24 protein-coding genes and 1 riboswitch are annotated in these 26,302 nt (G+C 67.0%); of the genes, 13 read left to right on the plus strand and 11 right to left on the minus strand.

The genetic code is table 11. The features are described from left to right. The first annotated feature begins 2 nt into the window (after window positions 1-2). Entirely contained in the window at window positions 3-854 is an 852-nt protein-coding gene (locus QNO06_RS00360; protein ID WP_227912568.1) for an HAD family hydrolase, read from the plus strand. Here the strand turns inward: QNO06_RS00360 and QNO06_RS00365 are convergent. The 3 genes from QNO06_RS00365 to QNO06_RS00375 are packed head-to-tail and all read right to left on the minus strand — an operon-like array spanning window position 775 to window position 5,401. Next, on the minus strand, window positions 775-1,572 hold the full coding sequence (locus QNO06_RS00365) for a phosphatase PAP2 family protein (RefSeq protein WP_227912567.1): 798 nt from the start codon (window positions 1,570-1,572) through the stop codon (window positions 775-777). The genes QNO06_RS00360 and QNO06_RS00365 overlap by 80 nt on opposite strands. Continuing rightward, on the minus strand, window positions 1,569-2,867 hold the full coding sequence (locus QNO06_RS00370) for an alpha/beta hydrolase (protein WP_227912566.1): 1,299 nt from the start codon (window positions 2,865-2,867) through the stop codon (window positions 1,569-1,571). The genes QNO06_RS00365 and QNO06_RS00370 overlap by 4 nt, the downstream gene beginning before the upstream one ends. Continuing rightward, window positions 2,867-5,401: a bifunctional lysylphosphatidylglycerol flippase/synthetase MprF gene (locus QNO06_RS00375; protein WP_227912565.1), complete on the minus strand. Its 2,535-nt coding sequence runs from the start codon at window positions 5,399-5,401 to the stop codon at window positions 2,867-2,869. Before QNO06_RS00375 ends, QNO06_RS00370 begins: the two co-directional genes overlap by 1 nt. A gap of 126 nt (window positions 5,402-5,527) precedes the next feature. Between QNO06_RS00375 and QNO06_RS00380 the strand changes: the two genes are divergently transcribed. Further along, a complete protein-coding gene (locus QNO06_RS00380) occupies window positions 5,528-6,328 on the plus strand; it encodes a glycerophosphodiester phosphodiesterase family protein (RefSeq protein WP_231708710.1) in 801 nt (266 codons plus the stop codon). Window positions 6,329-6,389: 61 nt separating this feature from the next. Beyond that, window positions 6,390-7,499 carry a glycerate kinase gene (locus tag QNO06_RS00385; RefSeq protein ID WP_227912563.1) on the plus strand — a complete coding sequence of 370 codons (1,110 nt, stop codon included), beginning with the start codon at window positions 6,390-6,392 and terminating at the stop codon, window positions 7,497-7,499. A 27-nt stretch (window positions 7,500-7,526) separates the two neighbouring features. Here the strand turns inward: QNO06_RS00385 and QNO06_RS00390 are convergent, their stop codons facing one another. Continuing rightward, the gene (locus QNO06_RS00390) at window positions 7,527-8,840 is read right to left on the minus strand and encodes a uracil-xanthine permease family protein (RefSeq protein ID WP_227912562.1); all 1,314 of its coding nucleotides are present in this window, start codon (window positions 8,838-8,840) and stop codon (window positions 7,527-7,529) included. Between the two features lie 139 nt (window positions 8,841-8,979). Between QNO06_RS00390 and QNO06_RS00395 the strand changes: the two genes are divergently transcribed. Together QNO06_RS00395 and QNO06_RS00400 are read left to right on the plus strand one after the other, a co-directional pair. Beyond that, complete coding sequence (locus tag QNO06_RS00395) at window positions 8,980-9,843, plus strand: SDR family NAD(P)-dependent oxidoreductase (RefSeq protein ID WP_227912561.1); 864 nt, start codon at window positions 8,980-8,982, stop codon at window positions 9,841-9,843. Beyond that, window positions 9,840-11,267: an aldehyde dehydrogenase family protein gene (locus tag QNO06_RS00400; RefSeq protein WP_227912560.1), complete on the plus strand. Its 1,428-nt coding sequence runs from the start codon at window positions 9,840-9,842 to the stop codon at window positions 11,265-11,267. The genes QNO06_RS00395 and QNO06_RS00400 overlap by 4 nt, the downstream gene beginning before the upstream one ends. Window positions 11,268-11,329: 62 nt before the next feature. Here QNO06_RS00400 and pgm read toward each other — a convergent pair whose 3' ends face one another. Continuing rightward, entirely contained in the window at window positions 11,330-12,961 is a 1,632-nt protein-coding gene (gene pgm / locus QNO06_RS00405; protein WP_227912559.1) for a phosphoglucomutase (alpha-D-glucose-1,6-bisphosphate-dependent), read from the minus strand. A gap of 119 nt (window positions 12,962-13,080) precedes the next feature. Here pgm and QNO06_RS00410 point away from each other — a divergent pair, with 119 nt between their 5' ends. After that, entirely contained in the window at window positions 13,081-13,431 is a 351-nt protein-coding gene (locus tag QNO06_RS00410; RefSeq protein WP_227912558.1) for a hypothetical protein, read from the plus strand. Between the two features lie 7 nt (window positions 13,432-13,438). Here QNO06_RS00410 and QNO06_RS00415 read toward each other — a convergent pair whose 3' ends face one another. From QNO06_RS00415 to QNO06_RS00425, 3 genes are all read right to left on the minus strand, one after another. Further along, window positions 13,439-13,648, minus strand: a complete 210-nt coding sequence (locus QNO06_RS00415) for a hypothetical protein (RefSeq protein ID WP_227912557.1) — start codon at window positions 13,646-13,648, stop codon at window positions 13,439-13,441. 77 nt (window positions 13,649-13,725) lie between these two features. After that, a complete protein-coding gene (locus QNO06_RS00420; RefSeq protein ID WP_227912556.1) occupies window positions 13,726-14,931 on the minus strand; it encodes a cobalamin-independent methionine synthase II family protein in 1,206 nt (401 codons plus the stop codon). Between the two features lie 19 nt (window positions 14,932-14,950). Continuing rightward, window positions 14,951-15,076: riboswitch (SAM riboswitch) on the minus strand. Between the two features lie 126 nt (window positions 15,077-15,202). Continuing rightward, the gene (locus tag QNO06_RS00425; protein WP_229958754.1) at window positions 15,203-16,606 is read right to left on the minus strand and encodes a peptide MFS transporter; all 1,404 of its coding nucleotides are present in this window, start codon (window positions 16,604-16,606) and stop codon (window positions 15,203-15,205) included. 295 nt (window positions 16,607-16,901) lie between these two features. Between QNO06_RS00425 and QNO06_RS00430 the strand changes: the two genes are divergently transcribed. Then, window positions 16,902-17,882, plus strand: a complete 981-nt coding sequence (locus tag QNO06_RS00430; RefSeq protein ID WP_227912554.1) for an MsnO8 family LLM class oxidoreductase — start codon at window positions 16,902-16,904, stop codon at window positions 17,880-17,882. A 27-nt stretch (window positions 17,883-17,909) separates the two neighbouring features. Here QNO06_RS00430 and QNO06_RS00435 read toward each other — a convergent pair whose 3' ends face one another. Next, window positions 17,910-19,292, minus strand: a complete 1,383-nt coding sequence (locus tag QNO06_RS00435; protein WP_227912553.1) for an amidase — start codon at window positions 19,290-19,292, stop codon at window positions 17,910-17,912. Window positions 19,293-19,435: 143 nt separating this feature from the next. On the opposite strand from QNO06_RS00435, the gene QNO06_RS00440 reads away from it, so the two are divergent. The 4 genes from QNO06_RS00440 to QNO06_RS00455 are packed head-to-tail and all read left to right on the plus strand — an operon-like array spanning window position 19,436 to window position 22,132. Then, window positions 19,436-19,762 (plus strand): rhodanese-like domain-containing protein, encoded by a 327-nt coding sequence (locus QNO06_RS00440; protein ID WP_227912552.1) that lies wholly within the window; start codon window positions 19,436-19,438, stop codon window positions 19,760-19,762. Further along, entirely contained in the window at window positions 19,759-20,739 is a 981-nt protein-coding gene (gene pheA / locus QNO06_RS00445) for a prephenate dehydratase (protein ID WP_227912551.1), read from the plus strand. The genes QNO06_RS00440 and pheA overlap by 4 nt, the downstream gene beginning before the upstream one ends. A gap of 56 nt (window positions 20,740-20,795) precedes the next feature. Next, window positions 20,796-21,770: a DNA topoisomerase IB gene (locus QNO06_RS00450; RefSeq protein ID WP_227912550.1), complete on the plus strand. Its 975-nt coding sequence runs from the start codon at window positions 20,796-20,798 to the stop codon at window positions 21,768-21,770. A 29-nt stretch (window positions 21,771-21,799) separates the two neighbouring features. Further along, window positions 21,800-22,132 (plus strand): hypothetical protein, encoded by a 333-nt coding sequence (locus QNO06_RS00455; protein WP_284162477.1) that lies wholly within the window; start codon window positions 21,800-21,802, stop codon window positions 22,130-22,132. A gap of 85 nt (window positions 22,133-22,217) precedes the next feature. Here the strand turns inward: QNO06_RS00455 and QNO06_RS00460 are convergent, their stop codons facing one another. Continuing rightward, complete coding sequence (locus tag QNO06_RS00460) at window positions 22,218-23,318, minus strand: diacylglycerol/lipid kinase family protein (protein WP_227912548.1); 1,101 nt, start codon at window positions 23,316-23,318, stop codon at window positions 22,218-22,220. 67 nt (window positions 23,319-23,385) lie between these two features. Between QNO06_RS00460 and serS the strand changes: the two genes are divergently transcribed. Both serS and QNO06_RS00470 read left to right on the plus strand, forming a co-directional pair. Next, window positions 23,386-24,660 (plus strand): serine--tRNA ligase, encoded by a 1,275-nt coding sequence (gene serS / locus QNO06_RS00465; RefSeq protein ID WP_227912547.1) that lies wholly within the window; start codon window positions 23,386-23,388, stop codon window positions 24,658-24,660. Window positions 24,661-24,739: 79 nt separating this feature from the next. Beyond that, window positions 24,740-25,588 (plus strand): HAD family hydrolase, encoded by an 849-nt coding sequence (locus QNO06_RS00470; RefSeq protein WP_227912546.1) that lies wholly within the window; start codon window positions 24,740-24,742, stop codon window positions 25,586-25,588. Window positions 25,589-25,593: 5 nt separating this feature from the next. Here QNO06_RS00470 and QNO06_RS00475 read toward each other — a convergent pair whose 3' ends face one another. Then, complete coding sequence (locus QNO06_RS00475; protein WP_227912545.1) at window positions 25,594-26,229, minus strand: hypothetical protein; 636 nt, start codon at window positions 26,227-26,229, stop codon at window positions 25,594-25,596. Window positions 26,230-26,302: the final 73 nt, after the last annotated feature.

A 26,302-nucleotide genomic window follows, 5' to 3' on the forward strand; every position in this document is an offset into this window, starting at 1 on the left:
GCATGCAGGAGCAGCGTGGCCCGGTGCGGCTGATAGCAAGTGACATGGACGGCACCATTGTGGGAGCCGGCAACAGTATCAGCGACCGGACGGTGCGCGCCTTCCAGGCCTGCCGGGACGCGGGGATCGACGTCGTTTTCGTCACCGGACGCCCGCCCCGCTGGCTGGATCCGCTGCGCGAGCGGATCGGCCACACAGGTACCGTCATCTGCTCCAACGGAGCCATCACGTATGACCTCGGGGCCGGGAAGGTGCTGGCCAGCAGCCTGCTTCCGCTTGCGCAGATGTTCTCCGCCGCGGAAGTCATCCGGGACCTGTTCCCCGCAGTCACCTTCGCAGCCGAAACCGTGGACGGGATCCATCTGGAACCCGGTTTCTCAGACACCGGATCCACCGAAATCCTCGGCGGCATTGTTCCCCGCCCGCTTCACGAATCCCTGAACGGCCAGGCCGGCGTGGCCAAGTTCCTGGCCCGTGCCTCCGGGATCTCGCCGGACGAGTTCCTGCACCGGGTGGCACCGGCGGTCTCATCACTGGTGGCCACCACCCACTCCGCACCCACCATGCCCTTGCTGGAAATGTCCCTGCCAGGGCTGAACAAGGCCGTCACACTCGCGGACTACGCCGCGCAGAAGGGGATCACCGCCGAGGAGACCGTGGCCTTCGGCGATATGCCCAATGACATCCAGATGCTGGACTGGGCCGGGCACGGCTATGCGATGGCCTCCGGCCATGCCGCAGCCCGTGCGGCGGCGGACTTCACGGCCCCCGCTTTCAACGACGACGGCGTGGCGGTGATCCTGGAACGGCTTCTCGGCGACCGTGCAGGCGCCGCAGAAGCTGGTGTGCGGTAATCACCACCGCCAGCCAGGCCGCTCCAAGGGTCCAGGCAACCAGAACGTCCGTAAGCCAGTGGTGGCCCAAATAGACCCGGCTTAGCCCCACGGCCAGGGTAAACACGGCGGCCGCCAGCACCGCAGCGGCCTTCGCGCGGCGGGTGTGCACATGCAGGATCACCAAATAGGCAAGGATCCCGGCGATCACGATTGAGTTCAGGGTGTGTCCGCTCGGAAATGAGGCGGAGGACTCATACGGAGGAACGGCGTCGGCCAGGTCCGGGCGGGTGCGCCCGATAATCGCCTTCCCGGAAATCGTCATCAGGAGGGAGCCGGCCGCCGCCGCTGCAGTGAGCACCAGCGGTGTCCAGGACCGCCAGCGCAGGCACATCCCCAGCACTATCAGCCCGGCGATGATCGGCATGCCGATGCTGCCGGCCAGGTTGGTGAACCCCGTGACGGCGGCGTCCAGGCCGGGGGACCGCAGCGTCAGGGCGTATTCCAGAACCGGCCGGTCCAGGCCTGCAATACCGTCGGATTCGGCCACTGATTCGTAAACCTCGGCGGAGACCAGGGTCAGGGCCAGTGCGGGCACCAAACCCACGGCCAGGATCAGCAGCAGGGTTAAATGCGGGGAGGATACCCGGCTGATCCACTGCAGCAGGTCCCGGATCCGGCTGCCCGGTCCGCCGCCGGTCCGGCCGGTGCGGGTGTGTGGTCCAGGGTCGCGGGTCATGGTTCCAGTATCCCAAGCCGGGTGCACAACCAGCTCAGGTTGTTTTCCAATCCGGCCCCCCACACCTGCCAGGAGTGCCCGCCCGGAAGCGTCTGGAACTGCACATTGGCACCGGCCGCCGTGGCGTCGTCGTACACCGTCTTTCCCTCCGGCGCGTAGACCTTGTCATCCTGGCCGACGACGACGATTCCCGCCGTATCCGGAAACCGCATTGCGGCAAACAGGTCCGCGGCGTTCTGTTTCCGGAATGCGTCCTCGTCACCGTTGAAGTAGGTGTCCAACAGTTCGTGGTGGCCGCCGGCGACGGTCGGCTCGTTCTCCCCGGCGATATCCAGGAAGGTGGGATAAACCCCCGGATAGTTTGCGGCCAGCTGGACGGCGCACGTGCCGCCGTAGGAATAACCGCCGATCGCCCACTGCTGCGGCCCCGCGGTGCCGGTGCCCAGATTGTCCTGTACCCAGGCCGGCAGGTCCTGGGCCAAATAGGTGGCCGAGTTGCTGACCGTGGTATCCAGGCACAACGGCCAGTTGCTGTTCCCGGCATTGCTGAGGTCCGGAAGCACCACTACCGGGGCCAGGCCGTGGTGCCGCGCGGCAAATGAATCCATGATCTCCGCCAGTCCGCCGCTGACCAGCCAATCCTCCGGGGACCCCGGCTGCCCGTGGACCAGAACCAGGACCGGCAGGTTCACGTTGCCCGGATCGGCCAGATAAGCCGGCGGAAGGTAGATCAGCGCCGGATTTGAGGCATATCCGGACCGGCCCCCCGGGATCTGCTGGTGGAACACCTTGCCGGCGGCAGGCATGCCCGGGGGCGCAGTCCAGTTTTCCGCAGACGCCGCAGGCAGGTCCCGGCGGACCTCCGCCGGCCGCGGCAGCGGATCATCCGTGACCGGCGGTGGGGTGAACAGTGCAGCTACCGTGGGGTACTGGTGGTAGGCGATATTCACCGTGCCGGCCAGGGCCAGCAGCACCAGGAGACCCGCCGCGACGCCGGCTACCCGCCGGCGGATCCGGATGCCGGACGCGAGCACGCGCAACACCGCCAGCTGGACCCCGAGGATGGTCAGGGCGCTGAACAGGTAGAGCAGCCGCGGCAGGGAAGCATTCCACCAACGGAATACATACTCCGCCAGCACGTAGATCAGTGCGGTAAGGGCGCATGCCGCCAGCACAACGGCCAGGGCGCGCTTCCAGCCCAGGCGCTGCCCGCTGACGCCGAGCCAGACCAAGGAGACAGCGCCCAGGATCAGCAGGACGATCGGAAGGATGCCGTCGACCAGTGACAGGGACATCATCCTGTCCGTTCCACGATCCGGCGGGCGAGGACAAGCCCCTGGCCCAGGGACAGATCCGGAAGGTAGGCCCGGGTCAGGGCGTTGGCGATGGCCGGCAGTGCGGCCGGATCCGGGTAGGTCATAAAAAGCGGCACGTACTGCGGGGCGAACTTGGACTTGAAGGCCAGAAGGGAACGGAAGCCGTAAACCGGCTCAAGGGTTGCGCCGAGCAGATCCAGCAGACGGTCCATCACCGGTGAACCGTCGACGTCCGGCTCCCGGGCCACCGCCCGGGCCAGGGGTGCTCCGGAAAGGCTCAGGAACCGGCTCCCTTCATCCTGCAGGGACAGGGCTGCGGACGCGATCAGAAAATCCATTCCCAGACGGAAACCGGTACCGCGCCGGCGCATGAAGTCCAACGTCCAGCCGGTCACAATCCCGTCCCGGTACACGGGCAGCCAGGATGTCACGGCATGGACCGTTCCGTCATTGTCGACGGCCACCAGGCAGCGGACTTCCGGATCATCCAACTCTTGCAGCCCGCCCAAAGTGAAGCCCATTTCCGGCATCTTCTTATCTGCCACCCATTCCTCGGAGATGGCCCGCAACTGGTCCAGAACGGCCAGGGGAGCGGTGGGATAGCTGATCCACTGCGCGCTGATGCCTTGTTTCCGGGCAGCGTTCAGTGCGGTGCGGATGTCTTGGAATTTCTTGCCCTTGAAAGCCAGTGAGCCCAGCGGAAGCACGGTTTCCTCGGCCACCTGCAGGGATAAAAACCCCAGCGCAGCAGTCAACTCACGCACCTTCCCGCCCACCGAGTAGAAGCAGGGCGTGATGCCGTTGTCCGTGCAGGACTCAGCAAAGCCCGCCACCGTCTGCTGAAGTTCACCGGGCGGCCCCACGGGGTCTCCCACCGTGACCGCCACGCCGCTGTCCACCCGATAGGCCACATAGGAGTTGCCGGTGGGGGAAAACCAATAGGTGTTGCCCTGCCAGAGGGTCATCCAGGCCATGGTGCTTCCACCATGGGTCTTCAGCAGCGAACGGGCCCGCTCTTCATCCCGGGCTGTCAGGTTCCGTGGCGGGACCAGGAAGGAACGCAGCAGGAGCAGGCAGGTTAATACCCAGAACAGCACGCCCACGCCTTCGTAGACCAGGACGGCGGGAAGATTCTCCGGGTCAAGGGCAGGCGTACTGTAGGCCACCTCGGCAATGGGAAGAAACCGCCCGGGCAGGTCCGCTGCGAGCAGCCCCAGGGTGGCAGCCGGGCTGAAACCGTCGCGGTTCAGCAGTCCGGCACCGAGATACAGAGAGGCCAGCACCGCCGCGGATGTCCCGACAGCCGCGGCCACCCGGCGGTAGGTTCCGTCGGGGGCGCGGGCCGGAAACAACCGGCGGGTGAAAAGCAGCAGCACAAAGACCGCCAATGGAACCACCATGGGCAGTACCAGCGCAATGACAATGCCTGGTCCCGGCGGCAGGAGGGCAAGCTCACCTCGGGCGAGGGCCCGCCCGAGCCGGACGGTGGCCAGCACCGTCATGGTGCCCTGCAGCAGCAATGCTGCCAGCCAGGCAAACCGGCGGCCGCGCCGCAGCCCCTCGGAGAAGGTGGCCAACAGGACCTGGGGCAGGACGGCCAGGAAGAACCCGGCCGGTCCGGCGCGCAACTGGATGCGGGCCACGGCGCACTCGCGGGCGGCGGCAGATCCATTGCAGAGCTCCGCCAACTCGTTCGGAGTATTCACCTCGACGCTGGTGAACAGATACCGCAGCACTGCAAGCGGTCCCACTGCGGAGGTGCTGAGCGCGGCAATAACGGGTCCGACGGCGGAGGCAAGGACCACCAGCGCCACCAGGACTGCGGCCTCACGCCGGCTGGTGACCAGCCGCTCCGGGACCGTGGGCCGCCGTCCGGCCAGGAACGGTCCCATGAACGCACCCGTAACGGCCGCGCCCAGGACCATCAGGTCTGTGAAACTCCCGGCGTAAAGGGCCAGCAATACCAGCAGGGTGAACATGGTGATCCGCAGGCGCCTGCGCCACAAAGTGCTGACCTGTGCGCTGGCTGCGGCCACAACCGCGGCGATGAAGGCAAGCGGACCAACATAGGATTCTGACACCAATGCGCGGGACCAGTCACCGATCGAGGCACTGGTGGCAGACGCGAAACCGATGGCAAGCAGCGCGCCAACAATCTGCCCGGTGAAACCAACCATAAGGAACCGTCCGGTGCCCAGCAGCCGCTCGCAGGACAAACCGGCCATCAGGGCCAGCAGCGTGCCGCCTATATAGCCTCCGATTCCGCTGGCCCAGAGACAGCACAGGAGCAGGGCCGCCGGGTTCCCGGTCAAGGTATGCGCGGAAAGGGTGGCCCAGTCCTGCAGGTGCCCTTCCGGGCCCGTAACCAGCGAGGAAGTGAGCGCTCCGAGCACCCAGAAGGAGGCAATAAAAACCAAGGTGGCCGGCGACCGCCGGACACTGCCCCGAAGCCACTGCAGCGGCCAGTGCACAAACCGCTCAAAGCGGCGTGGGGCGGGAAGAACGTCAGCCACGGAACCTCCATCAGCCCGGAGCCAGCCGGGGTCGGGGTCCTGCCATTCTAGGGCCGCGGAGTCCGGGAGCGGTGCTGCCCGGCCCAGTGCGTGCCGCAGGTTGGATAAAGTACGAGCGTGAACGCAATGCATCCGTACTTCCGTGCGCCCCGTGACAATCCGCCGTCCGGCGCAGCGGACCGGCCCGAGCCCATTGCCCTGGCGCACCGCGGCTTTTCTCCGGACGGGTACGAGAACACACTCGCCGCGTTCCGCGCCGCCGCCGACCTAGGCATCAGCTACCTGGAAACGGACGTGCGCACCAGCCGGGACGGCGTCCTGATGGCCTTCCACGACGAGACGGTGGACCGGATTTCCGGGGGAGTGGCGGGAAAGATCAGCCAACTCACCAGCCGTGAGCTCAACGAGGTCCTGGTGGCCGGCTCCGAACGGATCCCCACTTTCGAGGAACTGCTGACCGAATGGCCGGATATGCGGCTGAACGTGGATGTCAAGGACGCACCAGGCGCAAAACTGCTCGCCGCGCTGATCGAAAAACACTCGGCGCAGGACCGGGTGCTGGTGGCGTCCTTCTCGGACCGACGCCGCCTCCGCACACTGAAGCACCTGGGCCGGCCCGCGGCCAGCTCGGCGGGCACTGCCCTGACCGTCCTGTTGCGGCTGCTGGCGCCGCTGGGCGCCGCCGGCCTGGTATCCCGGCTGGGCCGGTTCCAATGCATCCAGGTGCCGGTGGCATTCGGACCGGTCCGCGTGGTCACCTCGTACTTCCTGAGCCGCTGCCACCGTGCCGGATTGCAGGTCCATGTGTGGACCGTCAATGACGAAGAGACCATGAACCGGTTGCTGGACCTGGGTGTGGACGGCATTGTCTCGGACCGGTCAGACCTCCTGGTGAAGGTGCTCAAGGACCGCGGGCAGTGGCGGTAGGGGTGCGGCGGCGTCGAAGACAGGTAGCCGCCATGTCACCCCCGGCTGGCAGGATGAAGACATGCGCGTAGTTATTGCCCCGGACAAGTTCAAAGGCTCCCTCACCTCCGCAGAAGCCGCGGCAGCCATGGCTGAGGGAGTGCTCGCGGTGTACCCCGAGGCCACCGTGACGGTGGTTCCGGTGGCCGACGGCGGCGAGGGCACCTTGGATGCCGCGTTGGGCGCCGGTGCCGAACCCCGCACGGCCCGCGTCACGGGGCCGCTGGGCCGGGACACCACGGCCGTCTGGGCCCTGTCCGGCGACACGGCCCTGATCGAAACCGCACGCGCCTCGGGGCTGGTCCTGCTGGATCCTTCCCCGGAGACGGCACTGGCTGCAGGCAGCTACGGCAGCGGACAGTTGATCGCCCACGCGCTGGAGGCGGGGGCGAAAACCATCATCCTGGGCATCGGCGGTTCGGCCATGACCGACGGCGGATCCGGGGCACTGTGCGCGCTGGGCCTGAAGATCCTGGACCGGGATGGAAATCCTGTGCCGCCCGGCGGCGCGGGGTTGCTGAACGCGGCATCAGTGGATGCGTCCGGATTGGATCCGCGGCTGGCGGGGGTGGACCTGCGGATTGCCGCCGACGTCCGGAACCCGCTCCTGGGTTATGAAGGAACGGCGGCGGTCTTCAGCGGCCAGAAAGGCGCGGGCGCAGCGGAGCAGCAGCTGCTCGAAGAGGCGCTGGACAACTGGGCGCGGCTCCTGAAGGAGGCCACCGGCGTCGACGTTGATGTCCCCGGGGCGGGTGCGGCCGGCGGCTTCCCCTCGGGGTTCCTGGCCTTCACCGGGGCATCCCTGCACCCGGGATTCGAACTGCTCTCGGCCTTCACCGGACTTGATGAATCATTGACCCGCTGCGATCTGGTCCTCACCGGCGAAGGCTCCCTGGACAACCAGTCCCGCTACGGGAAGGCTCCGCTGGAAGTTGCGGCCCGGGCCCGGGATGCCGGTATTCCCGTGGTTGCCGTGGCCGGGCAGATTACACTGACCCCGGACCAACTGCAGGAGTACGGGATTGTTGCGGCCGTCAGCCTGCTGGATGTGGTGCAGCGGCCGCAGGATGCAATGTCCCAGGCGGCAAAATACGTTGCCTGGGCAACCCGGCAGGTCCTCGAAGGCGCCTGAGCGCCCGCGGCCGCCGTTCCGCCGCCGTTAGCCCAGCCGGCTGGGGGTGGCCCCGGCGTCCTCCGCCGGCTCGTCGGGGTCGGTGCCCCGCCAGCGGGCGATGGCCTGCATGCCGTGGTAGGCCACCAGGGTCGCGCCGGTGCCCAGGGCAATGCCGCCGAAAGTCAGGTCCCCAATGACCCAGGTGAAGTCCGCGATGGCCACGATAAGGCCAAGGCCGGCGGCGGACAGGTTGATCGGGTTGGAGAAGTTCACCCGGTTATCCACCCAGATCCGCACACCCAGGATGCCGATCATGCCGTACAGCACGACGCCGGCGCCGCCGAGCACACCGGGCGGAACGGTGGCGATGAGCGCACCGAACTTCGGGAACAGGCTGAGCAGGACGGCCACAATGCCGGCCACCCAGTAGGCCGCCGTGGAGTACACCCGGGAGGCGGCCATCACGCCGATGTTCTCGGCATAGGTGGTGGTGGCCGAACCGCCGCCTGAACCGGCCAGCATGGTCGCCAGGCCATCGGCCATCAGCGCCCGGCCCGCGTACGGGTCCAGGTCCCGGCCGGTCATGGCGGCCACGGACTTCACATGCCCGATGTTCTCGGCCACAAGCACCAGCACCACCGGCACGAACAAGCCGATCACGGAGAAGTGGAAGCTTGGCGCGTGGAAGTCCGGCAGGCCGAACCAGGCCGCGGAACTGATCGCCTCGAAATCCACTTCGCCGCGCAGCATGGCCACCCCGTAGCCGGCCAGGACGCCGATCAGGATGGACAGCCGGCCGAAGAAGCCGCGGAAGAGGACCGTGGCCAGCAGGATCACGGCTACCGTGACCACAGCCGTCACCGGCCCCTTTTCGAAGTTGGTCCGGGCCGAGCCGGCCAGGTTCAACCCGATCAGCGCCACGATGGTACCGGTGACCACCGGCGGCATCAGGAGCTGGATCCAGCGCGTGCCGGCCACCTGCGCGGCCAGGCCGATGAGGAACAGCGCCGCGCCGGCCATGATGATGCCGCCCAGCGCACCGCCGGGCCCGTGCTGGCTGGTGGCCGCGGTGATGGGGGCGATAAAGGCGAAGGAGGAACCGAGGTAGCTGGGCACTTTCCCGGCGGTGATGATCAGGAACAGGATCGTACCGATACCGGAGAACAGCAGGGTGGTGGCCGGCGGGAAGCCGGTCAGCAGCGGAACCAGGAACGTCGCGCCGAACATCGCCACAACGTGCTGGGAACCAATGCCGATGGTGCGCGGCCAGCTCAGGCGCTCCTCCGGGGCAACATAGGCGCCGGGCTTGATGGTCTTACCGTCTCCATGGAGGGTCCAGGCCGTACCGAATCTGCTCATGGTTGTGCCTTCCGAAGACAGGGGGTTTTACCAAAATTCTAACCGGCAACGATTGCCGGGATGTTACGTTGCAATAAGACCCGCGCGCCGCGCGGACCGGTCACAACGTTGGATCCGTACCGCTAGACGATGGAGCAGCATGAGCATTTCAGTTTCAGGACGGGTGGTCCTTATCACGGGCGCGGCAATGGGCATGGGCAGGCTTTATGCCGAACGCGCCGTCCGCGAAGGCGCGGCTGGCGTGGTGCTGTGGGACCTCAACGCCGAGGCCTTGGAACGCACCGCCGCCGAACTGCGCGAGCAGGGCGCATCGGCTGTCTACCCCTATGCGGTGGACGTCAGTTCACTGCCGGATATTGAGGCTGCGGCGGAAAAGGTGATCCGCGACGCCGGCGTTCCGGACATCCTCATCAACAATGCGGGCATTGTGCGCGGCAAATACTTCTGGGAGCACGCCCCGAAGGCAGACATCGACGCCGTGATGGCCGTGAACACCCTGGCCCCCATGCAGGTCACCCGGGCCTTCCTGCCCGGGATGATCGAGCGCCGCACCCCGGCCCGGATCCTCAACGTTGCCTCCGCCTCTGGCACACTGTCCGTGCCGAAGATGAGTGTGTACACGGCGTCGAAATGGGCCGTGATTGGCTGGAGCGACTCCATGCGCCTGGAGCTGAATGAATCCGGCAACGGCCACGTGGCCGTCACCACCCTGATCCCCAGCTACATCAAGACCGGGATGTTCGAAGGTGCCCGCGGGCCGCTGCTGACCCCGCTGATGGAACCGCAGCACGTGGTGGACCGGGCCTGGAGCGCGATGCTGGCCGGCAAGGCACGGATCCAGCTGCCGTGGACCGTGGCCCTGGGCAGTGCCCTGCGCAATGTGCTGCCGCAGCCGGCCTGGGACGTGGTTGCCGGCCGTGTTTTCAAGGTTTACCAGTCCATGGACCACTTCACCGGACGGAAACCGGCGGACGATGGCGCGAAGGAAGAGGCCAGGGCATGAGCGAAATGGTTTCCGCCTTTTCGGACCCGGAATCCTCCCTGTCCGCCGAATCAGCGGCAGTGGTGCCGGCCGTCCTGGCGCGGGTCCGGAAGGCTTACGCATCCGGGCGTACCCGTCCGCTGGCGTGGCGGCGTGCCCAGCTCACGGGCCTCATCCGCCTGTTCCGGGAACGCGAACAGGAGCTGGCGGACGCACTGGCAGCGGACCTGGGCAAGAACCCGCTGGAAAGCTACGTCACGGAACTCTCGCTGGTCCGGGCCGAGGCCGGGCATGCGCTGAAGCACCTGGACAAGTGGACCCGCAGCCGCCGGGTTCCGGTGCCGCTGGGGCTGCTGCCTGCGTCGGCCAAAACAGAGCCGCAGCCGCTGGGCGTGGTGCTGATCATCGGGCCGTGGAACTATCCGGTGCAGCTGGTGCTGGCCCCGCTGGTGGGCGCCTTGGCGGCCGGTAACGCGGCCGTGCTCAAGCCCAGTGAATTGGCCCCGGCCACCTCTGCGGTACTCGCCGACCTGGTACCGCGTTACCTGGATTCCGACGCCGTCGCGGTGGTCGAGGGCGGGCAGGACATCAGCACCGCACTGCTTCGGGAACGCTTTGATTCCATCTTCTTCACCGGCGGGGAGCGTGTGGGACGGATTGTGCTGCAGGCAGCAGCCGAGCACCTGACTCCGGTCACCTTGGAGCTGGGCGGCAAATCCCCAGCCGTGGTGCTGGACGGCAACTGGGCCGGCGTCGCCCGGCGTCTGGTGTTCGGCAAGCTGCTCAACGCCGGACAGACCTGCGTGGCGCCGGACTACGTGCTGGTCACCGAGGAAGCCGCGCCCGCACTGCGCAAACACCTCGTCAAGGCCGTGGCGGAACTGTTCGGGAAGGACCCGGCCAAGAGCAGGGACTTCGGCCGGATCGTGAATGAACAGCACTGGGAGCGGCTGGTGGGGCTGCTGGACAGCGGGACAATCCTGGCCGGCGGCCGCAGCGACCGTGCCGGCCTGTATCTTGAACCGACCATTCTTACGGACGTGGATCCGCAGTCGCCGGTGATGCAGGAAGAGATTTTCGGACCCATCCTGCCCGTGCTGACCGTGAAGGACCTGGACGAGGCGATGGAGTTCATCAACGCCCGCCCGGTTCCGCTCTCCGCCTACCTGTACACCAATTCGGCAGCTGCGCGGCAGGCGTTCGAGGCCGGCGTACGGGCAGGCAGCATCAACCACAACGCCAGCACCGTGCAGCTGGCCGTGCCGGGGCTGCCGTTCGGCGGCGCCGGGGCCAGCGGAACCGGCGCGTACCACGGCAAGTACTCCTTCGATACGTTCAGCCAGCTGCGCCCGGTCTTCAGCAAGGGCACCCTGCTGGATACGCTCCGGTTCGCGTACCCGCCGTACAACGGAGTGAAGAAACAGATCCTGCGCCGGCTGCTCTAGCGCCCGTTAACGGCAAAAGGGCGGACCTCCTGGTCCGCCCTTTTGCCGTTAACGCGGTATCGCTAGGAGATGACGCCGTCAACAATGGCCTTGGCTTCAGCCTGCACCTGGTGCAGGTGCTCCAACCCCTTGAAGGACTCGGCATAGATTTTGTATACGTCCTCCGTTCCGGAGGGGCGCGCGGCGAACCAGGCGTTTTCCGTGGTCACTTTCAGTCCGCCGATGGGTGCACCGTTGCCGGGAGCTTCAGTCAGGCGGGCGGTGATTTCCTCGCCGGCCACGGTGGTGGCGGTGACGTCCGACGGCGAGAGCTTGGCCAACGCCGCCTTCTGCTCCCGGGTGGCCGGGGCGTCCACCCGGGCATACTCCGGGTCGCCGAACCTGTTGGTCAGTTCGCGGTACCGCTGGGACGGGGTCTTGCCGGTCACTGCGGTCATTTCCGAGGCGAGCAGGGCCAGCAGGAGACCGTCCTTGTCGGTGCTCCACGGGCTGGCATCCAGGCGCAGGAAGGAAGCGCCGGCGGATTCCTCGCCGCCGAAAGCGGTCTCGCCGGAGAGCAGGCCCGGGACAAACCACTTGAAGCCCACGGGAACCTCCATCAGCACCCGGCCCAGGTCCGCCGTCACGCGGTCGATCATGGAGGAGGACACCAGGGTCTTGCCCACCATGGCGTCTGCGCTCCAGCCCGAGCGGTTGCGGTAAAGGTAGTCGATGGCCGTGGCCAGGTAGTGGTTCGGGTTCATCAGCCCGCCGTCGGGGGTGACAATGCCGTGCCGGTCGGCGTCGGCGTCGTTGCCCGTGGCTATGTCGTATTCGTCGGCGCGGGCAATCAAGGAGGCCATGGCGTACGGGGAGGAGCAGTCCATGCGGATCTTCTCGTCCCAGTCCAGGGTCATGAATGCCCACTGCGGATCCACGTTGGGGTTCACTACGGTCAGGTTCAGCTGGTGCTGCTCCGCAATGGCGCCCCAGTAGTCCACAGAAGCACCGCCCAGCGGATCGGCGCCGATGTGCAGGCCGGCGCTGCGGATCGCATCCAGGTTCAGCACCGAGGGGAGGTCTTCGACGTAGTTCTGCAGGAAGTCGTACGTGCCCACGGAATCGGCCAGGCGTGCTTCGCCCAGCGGAATGCGCTTCACTCCGTTCAGGCCGGCTTCCAGCAGTTCGTTGGCGCGGTCGGCAATCCAGTTGGTGATGTCCGAACCGGCAGGCCCGCCCGTGGGCGGGTTGTACTTGAAGCCGCCGTCAGCGGGGGGATTGTGCGAGGGCGTCACCACAATGCCGTCGGACTGGTCCGTCCGTGACGCGTTGTACTTCAGGATGGCGTGGCTGACGGCCGGGGTGGGGGTGAAGCCGTTCCGCGCATCAATGAGCACGTTCACGCCGTTGGCCGCCAGGACCTCCAGTGCGGTGTTCTGCGCCGGTTCGGAAAGGGCATGGGTATCTTTGCCCATGAACAGGGGTCCGGTGATGCCCGCAGAACGGCGGTACTCAACGATCGCCTGGGTGATGGCGGCAATGTGCTGCTCGTTGAAGGCGCCGTTCAGCGATGATCCCCGGTGCCCGGAAGTACCGAACGCAACGCGCTGCGCCACGTTCGAAGGATCCGGCGCGACGTCGTAATAGGCGTCCAACAGCGCGGTGAGATCTACAAGGTCGGATGGTTCAGCGGGTTTTCCTGCACGATTAGACATACCCCTAAGCATGCCAAAGAAACGGCAGGTGCGGCAGACACCCGCCTACGTGTAAAGCTGCCCGTCCGGCCGTATGCTCGATCGGACAGCCGCGAGGGCGCGGCGGAGAGGGGAACACCATGGCGGCCAGTGCGGTACCGGCGCAGCTTCAGCCCGGAATGCGCCGCGGCACCCGGGCAGCCATGGCGGTCCTGAACATCATCTACGTATGCGCCGCCCCGGTTTTCTGGTTCTTTTGGAGCCAGCGCCGGCAGTTCGACCTCCCGGCCTGGGCCGAGCAGGCCGCCGGATTCGCCGCCGGTGTCCTGCCGGTCCTGGTGTTCCTGGCAGCTTGGCTGAGCGCAGCGGTCCTGTTTAGCCGGGGCCGGCGCCAAGACGGCGGCAGCGCCTTTAGCACCCTGGGCGGCCTGGGCCTGCTGGCGGCGGCCAGCGGAATGCTGGCGCTGGCCGCCGCCGGGCTGGACAGCTAGGAAGCCCTCACTTGTCGTTGTGCTTGGCCTTGAAATTCTCGTTGTCGGAGTTCAGGCCCTGCGCAAGGTTGGAGTGGACCTCCGTGCGCGGGTCGGAGTGGTCCTGGCTGCCGCTGCCGTCGGGAACTTCCGCGGAGGTGGACATCAGGTTTTCCACCGCGTTCTCAATCGGATTCGCGGACTCGTTCTTAGGGTCGCCGGCTTTCGGATCAGTCATCATCAGCTCCTTGAAGGTAATTCATCAGTAGCCTTACGAATCCCACTCTAGGGCACACCAAGCCTGCCCGCACCGGGTCACCATAGACGGCTGCTGGCCAGCCGCGCACCTTCGCCGAGGGCTTCGAGCTTGGCCGCCGCGATCTGCGGGTGCACGCGGCCGCCCAGCCCGCAGTCCGTAGACGCAATCACGTTTTCGCGGCCGACCAGCCGGGCGAAGCGCTCAATCCGGTCCGCCACCAACTGCGGATGCTCCACTACGTTCGTTGCATGGGAGACGACGCCGGGAATGATCACCTTGCCGTCCGGCAGCTTGGTGTCTTCCCAGACCCGCCATTCGTGCTCGTGCCGTACGTTGCCGGCTTCGAAGCTGTAACCGCCGGCGTTGATCTTCAGCAGGGTGTCCGCCAGGTGCCGGAACTCGATGTCCGTCGTGTGCGGTCCGTGCCAGGAGCCCCAGCACAGGTGGAAGCGGATCTGCTCCTCGGGAAGGCCGCGCAGTGCGTAATTCAGGGCCTCAACCCGGATTTCGGTGAAGCGCAGGTAGTCCTCGACGGACGGCTCGGGATTGATCTGGTCCCAGTTCTCCGCAATGGACGGATCGTCGATCTGCACAATCAGGCCGGCGTCGATAATCGCCTTGTATTCCTCCCGCATCGCGTCCGCGCAGGCGTAGATGAACTCCTCCTCGGTGGCGTAGTACTCGTTGGCGATGCGTGAACAGGAACCGGGGGAAAGCGAGGCGAGGAAACCTTCCTCCAGCCCCGCCGCCGCCAGCCCTGACTTGAGGTTGCGGATGTCGCCGGCAACGGCGTCGTACCCGGTGTATTCCACCTTGCCGGTGACCTTCGGGAAGACCTTCTGGGCGCCGGTGGTGATGCCCGACGACGGGTCGGTGTAGGCCTCGCGGAAGCGCCCCCGGTCGCGGCGGTCACCGAAGCTGGTGAGGACCGGTTTTCCCGGCTCGGAACGGACGGGCTCCATCTCCCAGATGCCGGTCTCCGCCACGGTCAGGCCGCTGAGCCGGGCAAAGGAATAGGACCACCAGGCCCCGTAGTCCACCTCGGCGGACATTGAGTGCCCGTACTCGCCGTCGTTGGGGATGTCGATGCCGGCCCGCTGCTGGCGCAGCACCAGGTCGGCGACGGCCTCGCTGAGCAGTTCGGCATAGCCCCCGGTGTCGGAGGGGTCCGCGTCCCGAGCCGCGTTGGCCGCGAGGAGTTCGGGGGTGCGGGGCAGGGAACCGGCATGGGTGGCCAGGATACGGTCGGTGCTTTTGCGCATGGAAATAATCCTTGGGATTCACGTGCTCTTGCCTGCACCGGATGCCTGGAAAAGGCGGTGCAGGCCGCTTCGTCATCCGAACCACCCGCGAAGCATGGGGTTGGTGCACGGCCAAGTCGGAGCTTGGCGGCCGTGTCTCCTGAAGCTGGTGCCCATCCTAACCACGACGCCGGGCGCAGGCCAAGCATGTGACGGCAGGCAAAAAGAACGGCGGCCCCGGGGTTGCCCGGTGCCGCCGTCCTGGTGGAACTGAAACTGTTGCGCCGGTCGGTTAGCGCACGCCGCTCATCAGCTTCTTGATGGCCGGGGTCGCCGCTGCCAGGGCGATGCCCAGGACAATGGCGGTTCCGCCGCTGAACAGGAAGTAGCTGACCTCGGTTTCGGGGTCGTAGAACTGTGCCAGCCAGCCGGCCAGCGTGGTGCCCAGGGAGACCGAAAGGAAGAACAGCGCCACCATCTGGGTCCGGAAAATTTCCGGCGCCAGCTTGGTTGCCACGGACAGGCCGATCGGGGAGATAAACAGCTCAGCGAAGGTGAACAGCAGCAGGATGCCGACGATCGCCAGCAGCGGGGTGCTGTTGGGGCCGCCGCCGGAGAACGGGATGAAGGCCAGGAAGGCCAGGCCCATTACGGCAAGTCCCAGGGAGAACTTCAGCGGCGAGGACGGCTGCCGGTCGCCCAGCTTGGTCCAGACCGCGGCGAAGACGGCCGCGAAGATGATGATGAAGATCGGGTTGATGGACTGCACCCAGGCCGCCGGCATGGTGAAGCCGAAGATGGACCGGTCCAGCGAGGTGTCCGCGTACAGCGCCACCACGGTGAACTGCTGCTGGAACAGGGCCCAGAAAGCGGCGCTGGCGATGAACAGCGGCATGAAGGAGTACACGCGGCGGCGTTCGACGGCGCCCACCTTCGGGCTGCGCAGGATGATCACGAAGTATGCGATCGAGGCAAGGATGGCCACGGTCGCCATGACCACTGCGAGGTTCTCCGCCTTGAGCAGGCCGAAGACCACGGCCAGGGCAACGATGACCACAACGCCGGCGGCAACGCCGCCCATGGTGGCGTACTTGCGGCGCGGCAGCGGGTTGGTCACCTGGTGGGCTGCCTCGGGCAGGTACTTGCGGGTCAGGCCGTACTGGACGAGGCCGATGGCCATGCCAATGGCGGCCAGGCCGAAGCCGTAGTGGAAGCCGAGCTTCACCTGGAGCAGGCCGGTGAGGAGGGGGCCGACCAGGGCGCCGAGGTTGATGCCCATGTAGAAGAGGGAGAAACCGGCGTCGCGCCGTTCATCCTTTTCGTCGTACAGGGTCCCCACCAGCGAAGTGGCGTTGGCTTTGACGCCGCCGGAACCCAGGGCAATCAGGATCAGGCCGGCGGCCAGTCCCACTGCGCCCGGGAGCACGGCCAGCGAAATGTGGCCGAGCACAACAATCGCGGCGGAGTAGAAGAGCACGCGTTCGGATCCGAGGACCCGGTCCGCAAGCCACGCACCAATGATGGTGGACAGGTACACACCACCGCCGTATGCGCCCACCAGCGAGGTGGCGATGGCTTTGTCGATGCCAAGGCCGCCCTCGGTGACGCTGTAGTACATGTAGTACAGCAGGATGCCCTGCATGCCGTAGAACGAGAAGCGTTCCCACAACTCGACACTGAAAAGATTGGCCAACATCCGGGGATGGCCGAAGAAGGTTTTACGCGCTTCTTGGACGCCTGGGTTACTGGGGGTATGGCTCACGGATTAATGGTCCCACTCCCCGCGGGGGTAAGCGCCGGGAAAACCGGCGTATTCCGCCCCGAACCGGGCAGGTTTCCCTTGGCCATGTGCTGAAGGTCACCCGTTTGCAGGTCGATTTCCGCGAGATTACGTGCAATAGGGCCCCCGTTACGCCCGGATTTTGCGCAAACCCGGGGCGCTGCCTACAAGCAGCCGGAATTCCGGGGGAGTGTGCAGGGTTGCCACCGGTATGCCCACCCGCGTCCCCCTCTCGATCCTTGACCGCGCCAACTCACGGCTGGGCTTTTCCGAGGCCCATGCCCTGCAGGCAGTCCTCGAGCGTGCCGAAGCCGCTGAAGCGCTTGGGTACCGGCGCTTCTGGGTGGCCGAACACCATGCCGTGGCCGGTATTGCCGGTTCAGCACCGGCGGTGCTGATGGCCGCCCTTGCCGCCCGGACCAGCAGCATCCGCATCGGTTCCGGCGGCATCATGCTGCCCAACCATCCGCCGCTGCTGGTCGCCGAGCAGGCCGCCACCCTGTCCGCCCTCTACCCGGACCGCATTGACCTGGGGCTGGGCCGTTCGGTGGGTTTCACGCAGGCGGTGCGGCGGGCACTAAAGGCAGGAACGGCTGAGGCCGAACGGTTCGAAGCGGACCTGGCGGAACTGCTGGCCTACCTCGACGGCACGGCACCGATCGCGGTGCGGCCGCGGGACTCCGGCCAAACCCCGGTTTTTGTGATGGCCACCGGAGCCGGTGCCGATATCGCTGCGCGTGCGGGCCTGGGCCTGGTCTTCGGCGGGCCGGGCCTGTTCCGAAACAACCCCGGGCAGGTGCTGGAACGGTACCGGACATCCTTCCGCCCCTCGGACCGGTTCCCGCGCCCCTACGTGCTGGCCGCGGTGAACGTGGCGGTTGCCGGCACGGAAAGGGCAGCCGCTGAACTGCTCCTCCCCGAGGCCGCGGCCCTGGCCGATTCACGTACCAAGGGTGTGTTCCCCGCCCTGGCCGGGAGCGGCAGCGCTGCGGAAGGCCCGGAACGCCGGCAGGAACTTATCCGGGAATCACTGGCCAATTCCATCCACGGCACCCCGGACCAGGTCCGCGAGAAGCTGGGCGGGCTCGTGGCCGCAACCGGTGCCGATGAACTCCTGGCCACCGGGGGAGCCTATGACCTCGCGGGCCAACGGGAGTCCGACCGGCTGCTCGCCGGCCTGTTCACGGATTAGCGGCCCCGCCTGGATGGGGAACCGGGGTCAGTAGCCAAGCTGCGCGGCGACGGCGAGCAGGTCGGCTTCGGCCCCCGGACGGCCGATGAGCTGGATACCCATCGGCAGTCCGGCCTCCGTGTTGTACACGGGGACGGAGATGGCGGGAAGTCCGCACACATTAACCATGGACGTGAACGGCGAGTAGAGGCACTGCCGTACATAGTCTTCCTCCCCGCCGCCGTCCGTGTACCAGCCGATGGGCCGCGGCGTCATGCCCAGGGACGGCGTGAGGATCATGTCATAGGCACCGAACTGCCGGATGGCGTCGGTTTCGAAGGTGCGCAGGATGTCAATGGCCGTGACCAGGTCCGCAGCGCTTCGGCCCAGTGCCCGCTGCCGCTTGGACGCTGCAATGCCGGTGAGTTCCGATTCGGCCCCCGGCTCCAGCACAGCCGTAGCCAGGAACGCCGTCCACACCGCCTCGAACGCATCCGGATACCGTTCGTCGTAGCGCAGGTCCGTGTCCACCAGGTCGTGGCCTGCCGCACTTAGCGCGGCCGACCCGGCGTCGAGCGCCTGAAGCGCCTCGGGATCAAGGCGGATCTCCAGCCTGGACTCGAAGGGTGAGCGGGTGCTGACGCCTATCCGGAATGTGCCTTCGGCCCGCTGCGCAGCGGCCAGGAAGCCGTCCGTGGACGGCGGTGCGCTGGTGGCGCGGTGGTTCGGCCCGGCAACCATGGCGTCCAGCAGCAGTCCGGCGTCGGCCGCGGTTCGGGCCAGTGGACCGGCCACCACAAACTGGCCCAAATCCTGCTGGGCGGAGCCGGAGGGGACCCTGCCGCGGTTGGGCTTAAGCCCTACCAGCCCGGTGGCGGCGGCGGGGATGCGTACCGAACCGCCGCCGTCGGTGCCCGGTGCGAAGGGAATCAGCCCGGCAGCTACGGCCGCTGCGCTGCCACCGGAGGATCCGCCGGGGCTCAACCGCAGATCCCGCGGGTTCCGCGCCGGCGGGCCCACCAGGTTTTCGCTGTAGCTGCTCAGCCCGAATTCCGGCACCTGGGTTTTGCCGAGGCTGATGGCTCCGGCCCGGCGCAGTACGGCCGGGAGCGGGCCGTCGGTGTCCGCCGTCCACGGCTTCAACGCGGCGCTGCCCATGGTGGTACGGACGCCGGCCACATCGGTCAGGTCTTTGTGGGCCAGCGGCATGCCGTGCAGCATGCCCAGCTTTTCTCCCCGGGCGCGCCGCGCATCAGCGGCCCGCGCCTCGGCCACGGCAAGCTCAGGGGTGGGCGTGAGGAAGGCGCCCAGCGCGGGGTTGAGCTCTTCGATCCGCTGCAGGTAGTGGGTGGTCAACTCTTCGGCGCCGAGCCGGCCGGCTGCCAGTTCATCCCGCAGCTCGACGGCGGTCATCTCGTGGGGAGCGGGCAATTTGTACCTCCGGTGCATGGGACCTGGACGTTTATTTCTTCGGGCCGCGTCCCACTATAGGCTGGACAAAACGAACGCCGCGGCCCAAGAAGCTCGGGTGCGGCGGCGGCGCGGAACAACCCGGTTCAACAGTGAGGGCAGCAATGAGTGAGATGCAGAGCGTATCCGTAGACAGCATTCCGGCGGGCGCAAAAATCCTCGATGTGCGGGAGGACTATGAATGGGAGGCCGGTCACGTGGACGGCGCCGTCCATATCCCGCTGGACCAGCTGCCCGAAAGCCTTGACAGCCTGGACCCCGACCAGGATCTGGCCGTTATCTGCCGCACCGGCGGCCGCAGCGCCCGCGCCACTGCGTGGCTGGACGCACAGGGCTACTCGGCCGTTAACGTCAACGGCGGAATGGGCGCCTGGCTGGAAGCGGGCAAGCCCATGGTTTCGGACAATGGCCAGGAGCCGACCGTTCGATGACGCACACGGCGCACGCCCAAGCTGCTCCGCACCATTCCGGCCCGTCGGGCGAGACCGTGGTGTACACCTATCTCGGCCCGGAAGGAACGTTCACGGAAGCGGCCCTGCTGCAGGTGCCCGGCGCGAAGGATGCCGTCCGTGTACCGTCCGCCAGCGTGAACACCGCATTGGAAATGGTCCGCTCCGGTCAGGCCAATGCCGCCGTGGTTCCGATCGAGAACTCGGTGGAGGGCGGCGTCAGCGCCACCCTCGATGCGCTTTCGGCCGGCGCCACTCTTCGGATCCTGCGCGAAATCCTGGTACCTATTACCTTTGTGCTGGCAGCCCGGCCGGGAGTGGCGCTTGAGGATGTCCGCACGGTGTCTACCCACTCGCATGCCTGGGCCCAGTGCCGCGAATGGGCCGCGGCGAATATTCCCGAAGCGGAATATCTCCCTGCGTCCTCCACTGCCGCAGCCGCCGTGGAACTTAGCGGTGCGGAGCCCTCCTTCGACGCTGCTATCTGCGCGCCGCTGGTCGCCGAACGGCTGGGGCTGACGGTGCTGCGGGAAGACATCGGAGACGTGCGCGACGCCGTGACCCGGTTCGTGATGATCAGCCAGCCTGGCCTGCTGCCCGAGCCCACCGGATCGGACAAGACCACCCTGGTGATCCCGCTGCCGGAGGACCACCCGGGTGCCCTGATGGAAATCCTTGAGCAGTTCTCCACCCGCGGGGTAAACCTGAGCCGGATCGAGTCCCGCCCCACCGGCATGTTCCTCGGCGACTACTTCTTCAGCATTGACGCCGACGGACACGTGGCCGATGCCCGGATGGCGGATGCGTTGAAGGGCCTGCACCGGATCAGCCCGGAAATGCGTTTCCTAGGCTCCTACCCCCGGGCGGACCGCCGGGAGCCCGAGGTCTCCCGGCACACCAGCGACGAAGCTTTCCGGGACGCGGATATTTGGCTCGAATCCCTGCTGAACGGATACTAGGGCTGGAAGCATGCCGCGGCCGGACCGGCTGCGGCGCCGGGTGAAAGGGAAGCACCATGGCTCGACTGAGGCGCAGCAACTGCGAGCATCCCGGCTACTCCCGGCGGCGCTGGGGAAAAGGCTTCAGCTACCGGGACATCCGCGGCGGGGTGATCACTGACCGGCAGGTGCTGGCACGCATCCGTTCGCTGGCGATCCCGCCGGCGTGGACCAGCGTCTGGATCAGCCCCTACGCCAACGGCCACATCCAGGCCACCGGCACAGACGGGGCCGGGCGGAAGCAGTACATCTACCATCCGCACTGGCGGGAAATGAAGGACCGGGAAAAGTTCGACCGCGCCTTGGCCTTTGCGCAGTCCCTTCCGCCGGCCCGCCGCCTGATTACCAAGCATTTGCGTGCCGAAGGGGTGGGTCCCGAACGTGCCCTCGCCGCCGCGCTGCGCATTGTCGACGCCGGTGCCCTGCGGGTGGGCGGCACCCGGTATGCCGAGGCCAACGGTTCCTACGGCACGACCACCCTGCGCATTGAGCACGTGAATCTGGCCGGCACCGAGGTCCGCTTCGATTTCCCGGGCAAGAGCGGCCAGGAATGGCACACGTCCATCAATGACGAGGACCTCGCCGCAGCGCTGGAGCCCATGCTCGAACGGCCCGGCGCCGACACGGCCCTGGCCTACATCGGTTCGGACGGCAGCTGGCACAGTGTGGACGCCGCAGCGCTGAACGCTTTCCTGAAGGAAGTAACCGGCGGGGATTTCAGCGCCAAGGACTTCCGCACCTGGCAGGCCACGGTAGTTGCTGCAATGTCCCTGGCCCGGCTCGCGCCCGAAGCCGTCACTAAACGGGCCAAGCTGAAGGCCGTGGCGGCAACCGCCCGGGACGTCGCGGACCACCTGGGCAACACGCCGGCTATCGCCCGCAAGTCCTACATTGATCCCCGCGTGGTGGACCGGTTCTTTGACGGCGACGTCATCCCCGTTACCGGGTTTTCGGCGTCGGAGACCGCGGTGCGCCTGATGCTCGAGGACTAACCGGGTTTCCGCGGCGCCCGGCAATAAGTATGCTGATGGAAGGCGCGCGCAGTATTGGCGCACTGGACAACCACCCCAAGAAGGAAGGTGCCGGCATGAGCGAGTACCCCAATGAAGAAGAACAGCTCAAGGACCCGAAGCCCAGCGGTGTTTCCACCAATGATGACAACTACCGCGGCGATGTCGGCGACCAGGGCAACGACATCCGCTTTGCCGAGGAAGAGGCACTGATCCGGGAACAGTCCTCCGGATCCTCCCTGCCTAAGGAAGAAGGCGAGTACACCGACGCCGACGGCGCCCGGACGGACCGCAACCGCGAAGGCGGCTACACCGATTCCGAGGGAACCCAGGACGGGAAGTAGTCCGTCCCGGTTCCGCCGCCGGCATCAACTCCGGTAACAACGGGGCCGCATCCGAAAGGGTGCGGCCCCGTTGCATATTCCCTGGCTAGGCCGTTGCGGCGGCGTTGCTGCGGTTCTTCGGTACAGGCAGCGCGGGGGCCTGCGGTACCCGCACGAGCAAGGCCCCGGGATCCACCTGGACGGTGATGGACGTGGCCGCCCCGGTCAGGTCCCCGTCGAGCTGGGTCTGCGTGGGTTCGGCCACCGACACGGTCACTTTCCGGGCCCGGTGGTGGTGGATGACCGGCAGGTCCTTGGGGTAGCGCGTCATCACCTTGCCGGCCACCCAGGCCCAGCCCAGGACGCTGCGCGGACTCATGATGATGATGTCCAGCAACCCGTCATCCACTACGGCATCCGGGATGAAGTCGATTCCGGCAGGCAGCCGTCCGGTATTGGCCACCAGCACGCTGTGCACTTTCTGCGAATGGACCGGGGCGTCGTCAATGCTGATGTTCATGCGGGTGCGGCGCCCCGGCAGCAGGCGCACACCGGCTTCGCTGTAGGCCAGCCAGCCGACCCGCTTTTTCAGCTCGTCGCGCGTCGCGGCAATGACTTCGGCATCCAAGCCGATGCCGCCCATCACCAGGAAAGCGTTGCGGGAGGCCGTTCCGGCGGTTGAATCCTCCAGTTGGATGGTGGCCATGTCGATCCGGCGGGTATCCCCGTGCAGTGCGTTGCGGACATTGCCCGTCAGGTCGGCCACCGAAATGTCGAGGTTCCGCGCCAGCAGGTTGCCGGTGCCCAGCGGCACCAGCCCCAGCGAGGCGTTGGAATGCGCCGCGGCCCGGGAGACCTCGCGGATGGTGCCGTCCCCGCCTGCCGCCACAACGACATCGGCACCGGCTTCCAGTGCCCGCACCGCCTGCAGGTAGCCGGGAGAATCCACGGTGGTCTCCAGGATCAGGGGAGCGTCCCAGCCGGCCAGCTCGCAGGCCGCTTCCAGCAGTGCCCGGGCCTCGTCTGCCTGCGCCTTGATCGGGTTAATGACCATCGCCACCCGCTGGTGGGCTGCCCCGCGCGGGGCGAAGACGGCCGCCTCGGCCGCAAGCCGCCGTCGGCTTCGCTTTGCAAGGATGGCCCAGGTTGCCGCGGAGGCCAGCAGGGCCGCGAACAGCACAAGGAGGAGGGTAATTTCTACGGGCATGATGCTTCCCAGAATAGTCCCCGCCCGGCGAACCAAAGGCCCGGCCGCTTTTCGGTACTCTTGAGACGTGATCGATGTAAATGAGCTCCGCGAAAACCCCGAAAAATTCCGAGCCTCGCAGCGCGCCCGGCTGGCCGACGAGAGCATTGTGGACGCGATCATTTCCGCCGACGCTGCCCGCCGTGACGCCCGGACCCGCTACGAGACCCTGCGCGCCGAGCAGAACGCCTTCGGCAAGCGCGTGGCGCAGGCCAAGGGCGAGGAAAAGCAGGCCCTGCTGGCCGAGGTGAAGGAACTGGCCGCAGCCGTCAAGGCTGCCGGCGCCGAAGCCGACACCATCCAGGCCGAATCCGATGCCCTCCTGCGCCGGATCCCGAACCTGGTGTCCGACGGCGTTCCCACCGGCGGCGAAGACGACTTCGAGGTTGTCAAGACGGTCGGCACGCCGCGGAACTTCGAGGCCGAGGGTTTTGCGCCCCGCGACCACCTGGAACTGGGCGAGATGCTGGGCGCCATCGACATGGAGCGCGGCGCCAAGGTCTCCGGCTCCCGCTTCTACTTCCTGCGCGGCGTCGGAGCCCGCCTGGAACTGGCCCTGCTGAACATGGCCATGGACCAGGCCGTGAAGGCCGGCTTCGTTCCCATGATCACCCCCACCCTGGTCCGCCCGGAAACCATGCAGGGCACCGGCTTCGACGTGGCCCACGACGCCGAGATCTACCGTCTGGCTGAAGACGACCTGTACCTGGTGGGCACGTCCGAGGTGCCGCTGGCCGGCTACCACGCCGATGAAATCCTTGAGCTCGACGGCGGCCCTGTCCGTTACGCCGGCTGGTCCTCCTGCTACCGCCGGGAAGCCGGCTCGCACGGCAAGGACACCCGCGGCATTATCCGCGTCCACCAGTTCAACAAAGTGGAAATGTTCGTCTACACCCGCCCCGAGGATGCTGCCGAAGAGCACAAGCGGCTGCTCGCCTGGGAAGAGGAAATGCTGGCCAAGGTGGAACTGCCGTACCGGGTCATCGACACGGCCGCGGGTGATCTGGGCATGTCCGCCGCCCGGAAGTTCGACTGCGAAGCCTGGGTTCCCACCCAGAACGCGTACCGCGAGCTGACCTCAACCTCCAACTGCACCACGTTCCAGGCCCGGCGCCTGAACATCCGCGAACGCCAGGCCGAAGGCAAGGGAACCCGCGCCGTCGCTACCCTGAACGGAACGCTGGCCACCACCCGCTGGATTGTGGCCATCCTGGAGCACCACCAGAACCCGGACGGCTCCGTCAACGTGCCGGCTGCGCTGCAGCCCTACCTTGGCGGCTTGGAAGTCCTGCCGGTTCTGTAAGGGGTCTTCTGTGCGGCCTGAGAACCGCGCGTGGTCTGCGTCCTAGCCGCCTTTGCCCGGAATCTGCTTAGATAAAACGATGACAACTCTGAGTACTGCTGGCATCGAAGACCAGCAAATTCCTGACAAAAGACACCTTGTTGCACTGGACGTTGACGGGACCCTCGTGGACCACGACGGACACATGTCCCCGGGCGTGCGCCGTGCCGCGCGGGACGCCATCGCCGCCGGGCACCACTTGGTCATTGCCACCGGACGGTCCTACGGGGCGGCCCTGCCCATCCTTGAGCTGCTTGGACTGACCGAGGGCTACTGCGTCTGCTCCAACGGCGCTGTGACCCTGCGCCTGGATCCGGCGCTGGAGGACGGCTACGAAGTGGTGGACCGCGTGGTGTTCGATCCGAAACCTGCGCTGGCCGCGCTGCGCGACAAACTCCCCACGGCCAAGTTCGCCCTGGAAGATGCGGAGGGGCGTTTCCTGTCCACTGAACGCTTCCAGGACGCGAGTTTCGGGGCCGAAGCCCACGCCGTGGATTTCGAGTCCCTGCTGGATGCCCGCGCTGTGCGCGTGGTGGTTTTCAGCACCGACAGCACGGCGGAGCAGTTTGGCTCCGCAGTGGCTTCAATCGGCTTGCACGGGGTGACGTATTCCGTGGGCTGGACGGCGTGGCTGGATATCGCCGCCGCCGGCGTTACCAAGGCCAGCGCGCTGGAGCAGGTCCGCTCCCGGCTTGAGGTGGATCCCGCCCTGACCGTTGCCCTTGGCGACGGGCGGAATGACATTGAGATGCTGGGCTGGGCCGGGCGCGGGGTCGCCATGGGCCAGGCGCCGGACGAAGTGCTCGCTGTGGCTGCCGAGGTAACCGGGACGGTTTACGAAGACGGCGCCGCGAGCGTGCTCAACAGTGTGCTGGAACGCGGCGTCTAGTCCGCTCAGGCACGGTAGGGCAGCACGGCCGGCGGCAGCGACGCCGGGCCGTAGGCCAGTCCCAGCAACCGGGCGGCCGCGGGGCGCGTGGCCCATTCCTCGTTCCAATGCGAGCGGACCACCGCCTTGCTCACCGCCTGGGCGGTGATGCCCAGTTCCTGGGCCACGAATTTCTGCTGCCCGCGGGCGCCGGGGGTCATCAGGTCCAGTACCTTCCATTCCGCTTCGGTCCGTGCCGCCACGATCAGGCCCAGCAGCCGGAGCACCGCTTCGGCTTCTGCGGCCAGTTCCGCGTCCGGTCCCTCGACGGCCAGCGGAACCCGGTCGCCGCTGCGCTGGGCCCGTTCTACGGCGCGCCGGGCATAAACCAGTCCGTAGCCGCGGGCGTCCGTGAGGTCGGCGGGCAATGGAACATGCAGTTCCCCGACGCCGATGCCCACGTGCCAGCGGCGTTCCCTAACTGCGGACAGCGCGGCAGCCACCGCCGCGGACGCGTCGTTCAGCACACCGGAAGCCTCGTCGCCCACTGTGCGCTGGAAGGGGAGGGCCGCCGGCAGGTGCCGCAGTGAGCGGATCAGCTGCGGGACCAGGTCCCCTGCCTCGCGGGAGTCCCGCTGGTTGATGGTCAGCACAAAATGCATGGCATCAGCATCGCAGACCCCGTGCACAAACAACCGAATGCGGTTGCGGCGCGCCCGAGCCGTGCCGCTGTGC

The sequence above is a fragment of the Arthrobacter sp. zg-Y20 genome (assembly GCF_030142075.1).
Classification (GTDB): domain Bacteria; phylum Actinomycetota; class Actinomycetes; order Actinomycetales; family Micrococcaceae; genus Arthrobacter_B.

Bases quoted from the DNA above. Each gene is read 5' to 3' on its own strand.
- QNO06_RS00370 (WP_227912566.1), bottom strand. From the start codon at position 2,867: ATGTCCCTGTCACTGGTCGACGGCATCCTTCCGATCGTCCTGCTGATC.
- QNO06_RS00390 (WP_227912562.1), bottom strand. From the start codon at position 8,840: ATGAGCAGATTCGGTACGGCCTGGACCCTCCATGGAGACGGTAAGACC.
- QNO06_RS00425 (WP_229958754.1), bottom strand. From the start codon at position 16,606: ATGTTGGCCAATCTTTTCAGTGTCGAGTTGTGGGAACGCTTCTCGTTC.
- pgm (WP_227912559.1), bottom strand. From the start codon at position 12,961: ATGTCTAATCGTGCAGGAAAACCCGCTGAACCATCCGACCTTGTAGAT.
- QNO06_RS00455 (WP_284162477.1), top strand. From the start codon at position 21,800: ATGCTGATGGAAGGCGCGCGCAGTATTGGCGCACTGGACAACCACCCC.
- QNO06_RS00360 (WP_227912568.1), top strand. From the start codon at position 3: ATGCAGGAGCAGCGTGGCCCGGTGCGGCTGATAGCAAGTGACATGGAC.
- QNO06_RS00365 (WP_227912567.1), bottom strand. From the start codon at position 1,572: ATGACCCGCGACCCTGGACCACACACCCGCACCGGCCGGACCGGCGGC.
- QNO06_RS00430 (WP_227912554.1), top strand. From the start codon at position 16,902: ATGCCCACCCGCGTCCCCCTCTCGATCCTTGACCGCGCCAACTCACGG.
- QNO06_RS00460 (WP_227912548.1), bottom strand. From the start codon at position 23,318: ATGCCCGTAGAAATTACCCTCCTCCTTGTGCTGTTCGCGGCCCTGCTG.
- QNO06_RS00415 (WP_227912557.1), bottom strand. From the start codon at position 13,648: ATGACTGATCCGAAAGCCGGCGACCCTAAGAACGAGTCCGCGAATCCG.
- QNO06_RS00410 (WP_227912558.1), top strand. From the start codon at position 13,081: ATGGCGGCCAGTGCGGTACCGGCGCAGCTTCAGCCCGGAATGCGCCGC.
- QNO06_RS00395 (WP_227912561.1), top strand. From the start codon at position 8,980: ATGAGCATTTCAGTTTCAGGACGGGTGGTCCTTATCACGGGCGCGGCA.
- QNO06_RS00440 (WP_227912552.1), top strand. From the start codon at position 19,436: ATGAGTGAGATGCAGAGCGTATCCGTAGACAGCATTCCGGCGGGCGCA.
- QNO06_RS00470 (WP_227912546.1), top strand. From the start codon at position 24,740: ATGACAACTCTGAGTACTGCTGGCATCGAAGACCAGCAAATTCCTGAC.
- QNO06_RS00380 (WP_231708710.1), top strand. From the start codon at position 5,528: ATGCATCCGTACTTCCGTGCGCCCCGTGACAATCCGCCGTCCGGCGCA.
- QNO06_RS00420 (WP_227912556.1), bottom strand. From the start codon at position 14,931: ATGCGCAAAAGCACCGACCGTATCCTGGCCACCCATGCCGGTTCCCTG.
- QNO06_RS00385 (WP_227912563.1), top strand. From the start codon at position 6,390: ATGCGCGTAGTTATTGCCCCGGACAAGTTCAAAGGCTCCCTCACCTCC.
- QNO06_RS00400 (WP_227912560.1), top strand. From the start codon at position 9,840: ATGAGCGAAATGGTTTCCGCCTTTTCGGACCCGGAATCCTCCCTGTCC.
- QNO06_RS00450 (WP_227912550.1), top strand. From the start codon at position 20,796: ATGGCTCGACTGAGGCGCAGCAACTGCGAGCATCCCGGCTACTCCCGG.
- pheA (WP_227912551.1), top strand. From the start codon at position 19,759: ATGACGCACACGGCGCACGCCCAAGCTGCTCCGCACCATTCCGGCCCG.
- QNO06_RS00475 (WP_227912545.1), bottom strand. From the start codon at position 26,229: ATGCATTTTGTGCTGACCATCAACCAGCGGGACTCCCGCGAGGCAGGG.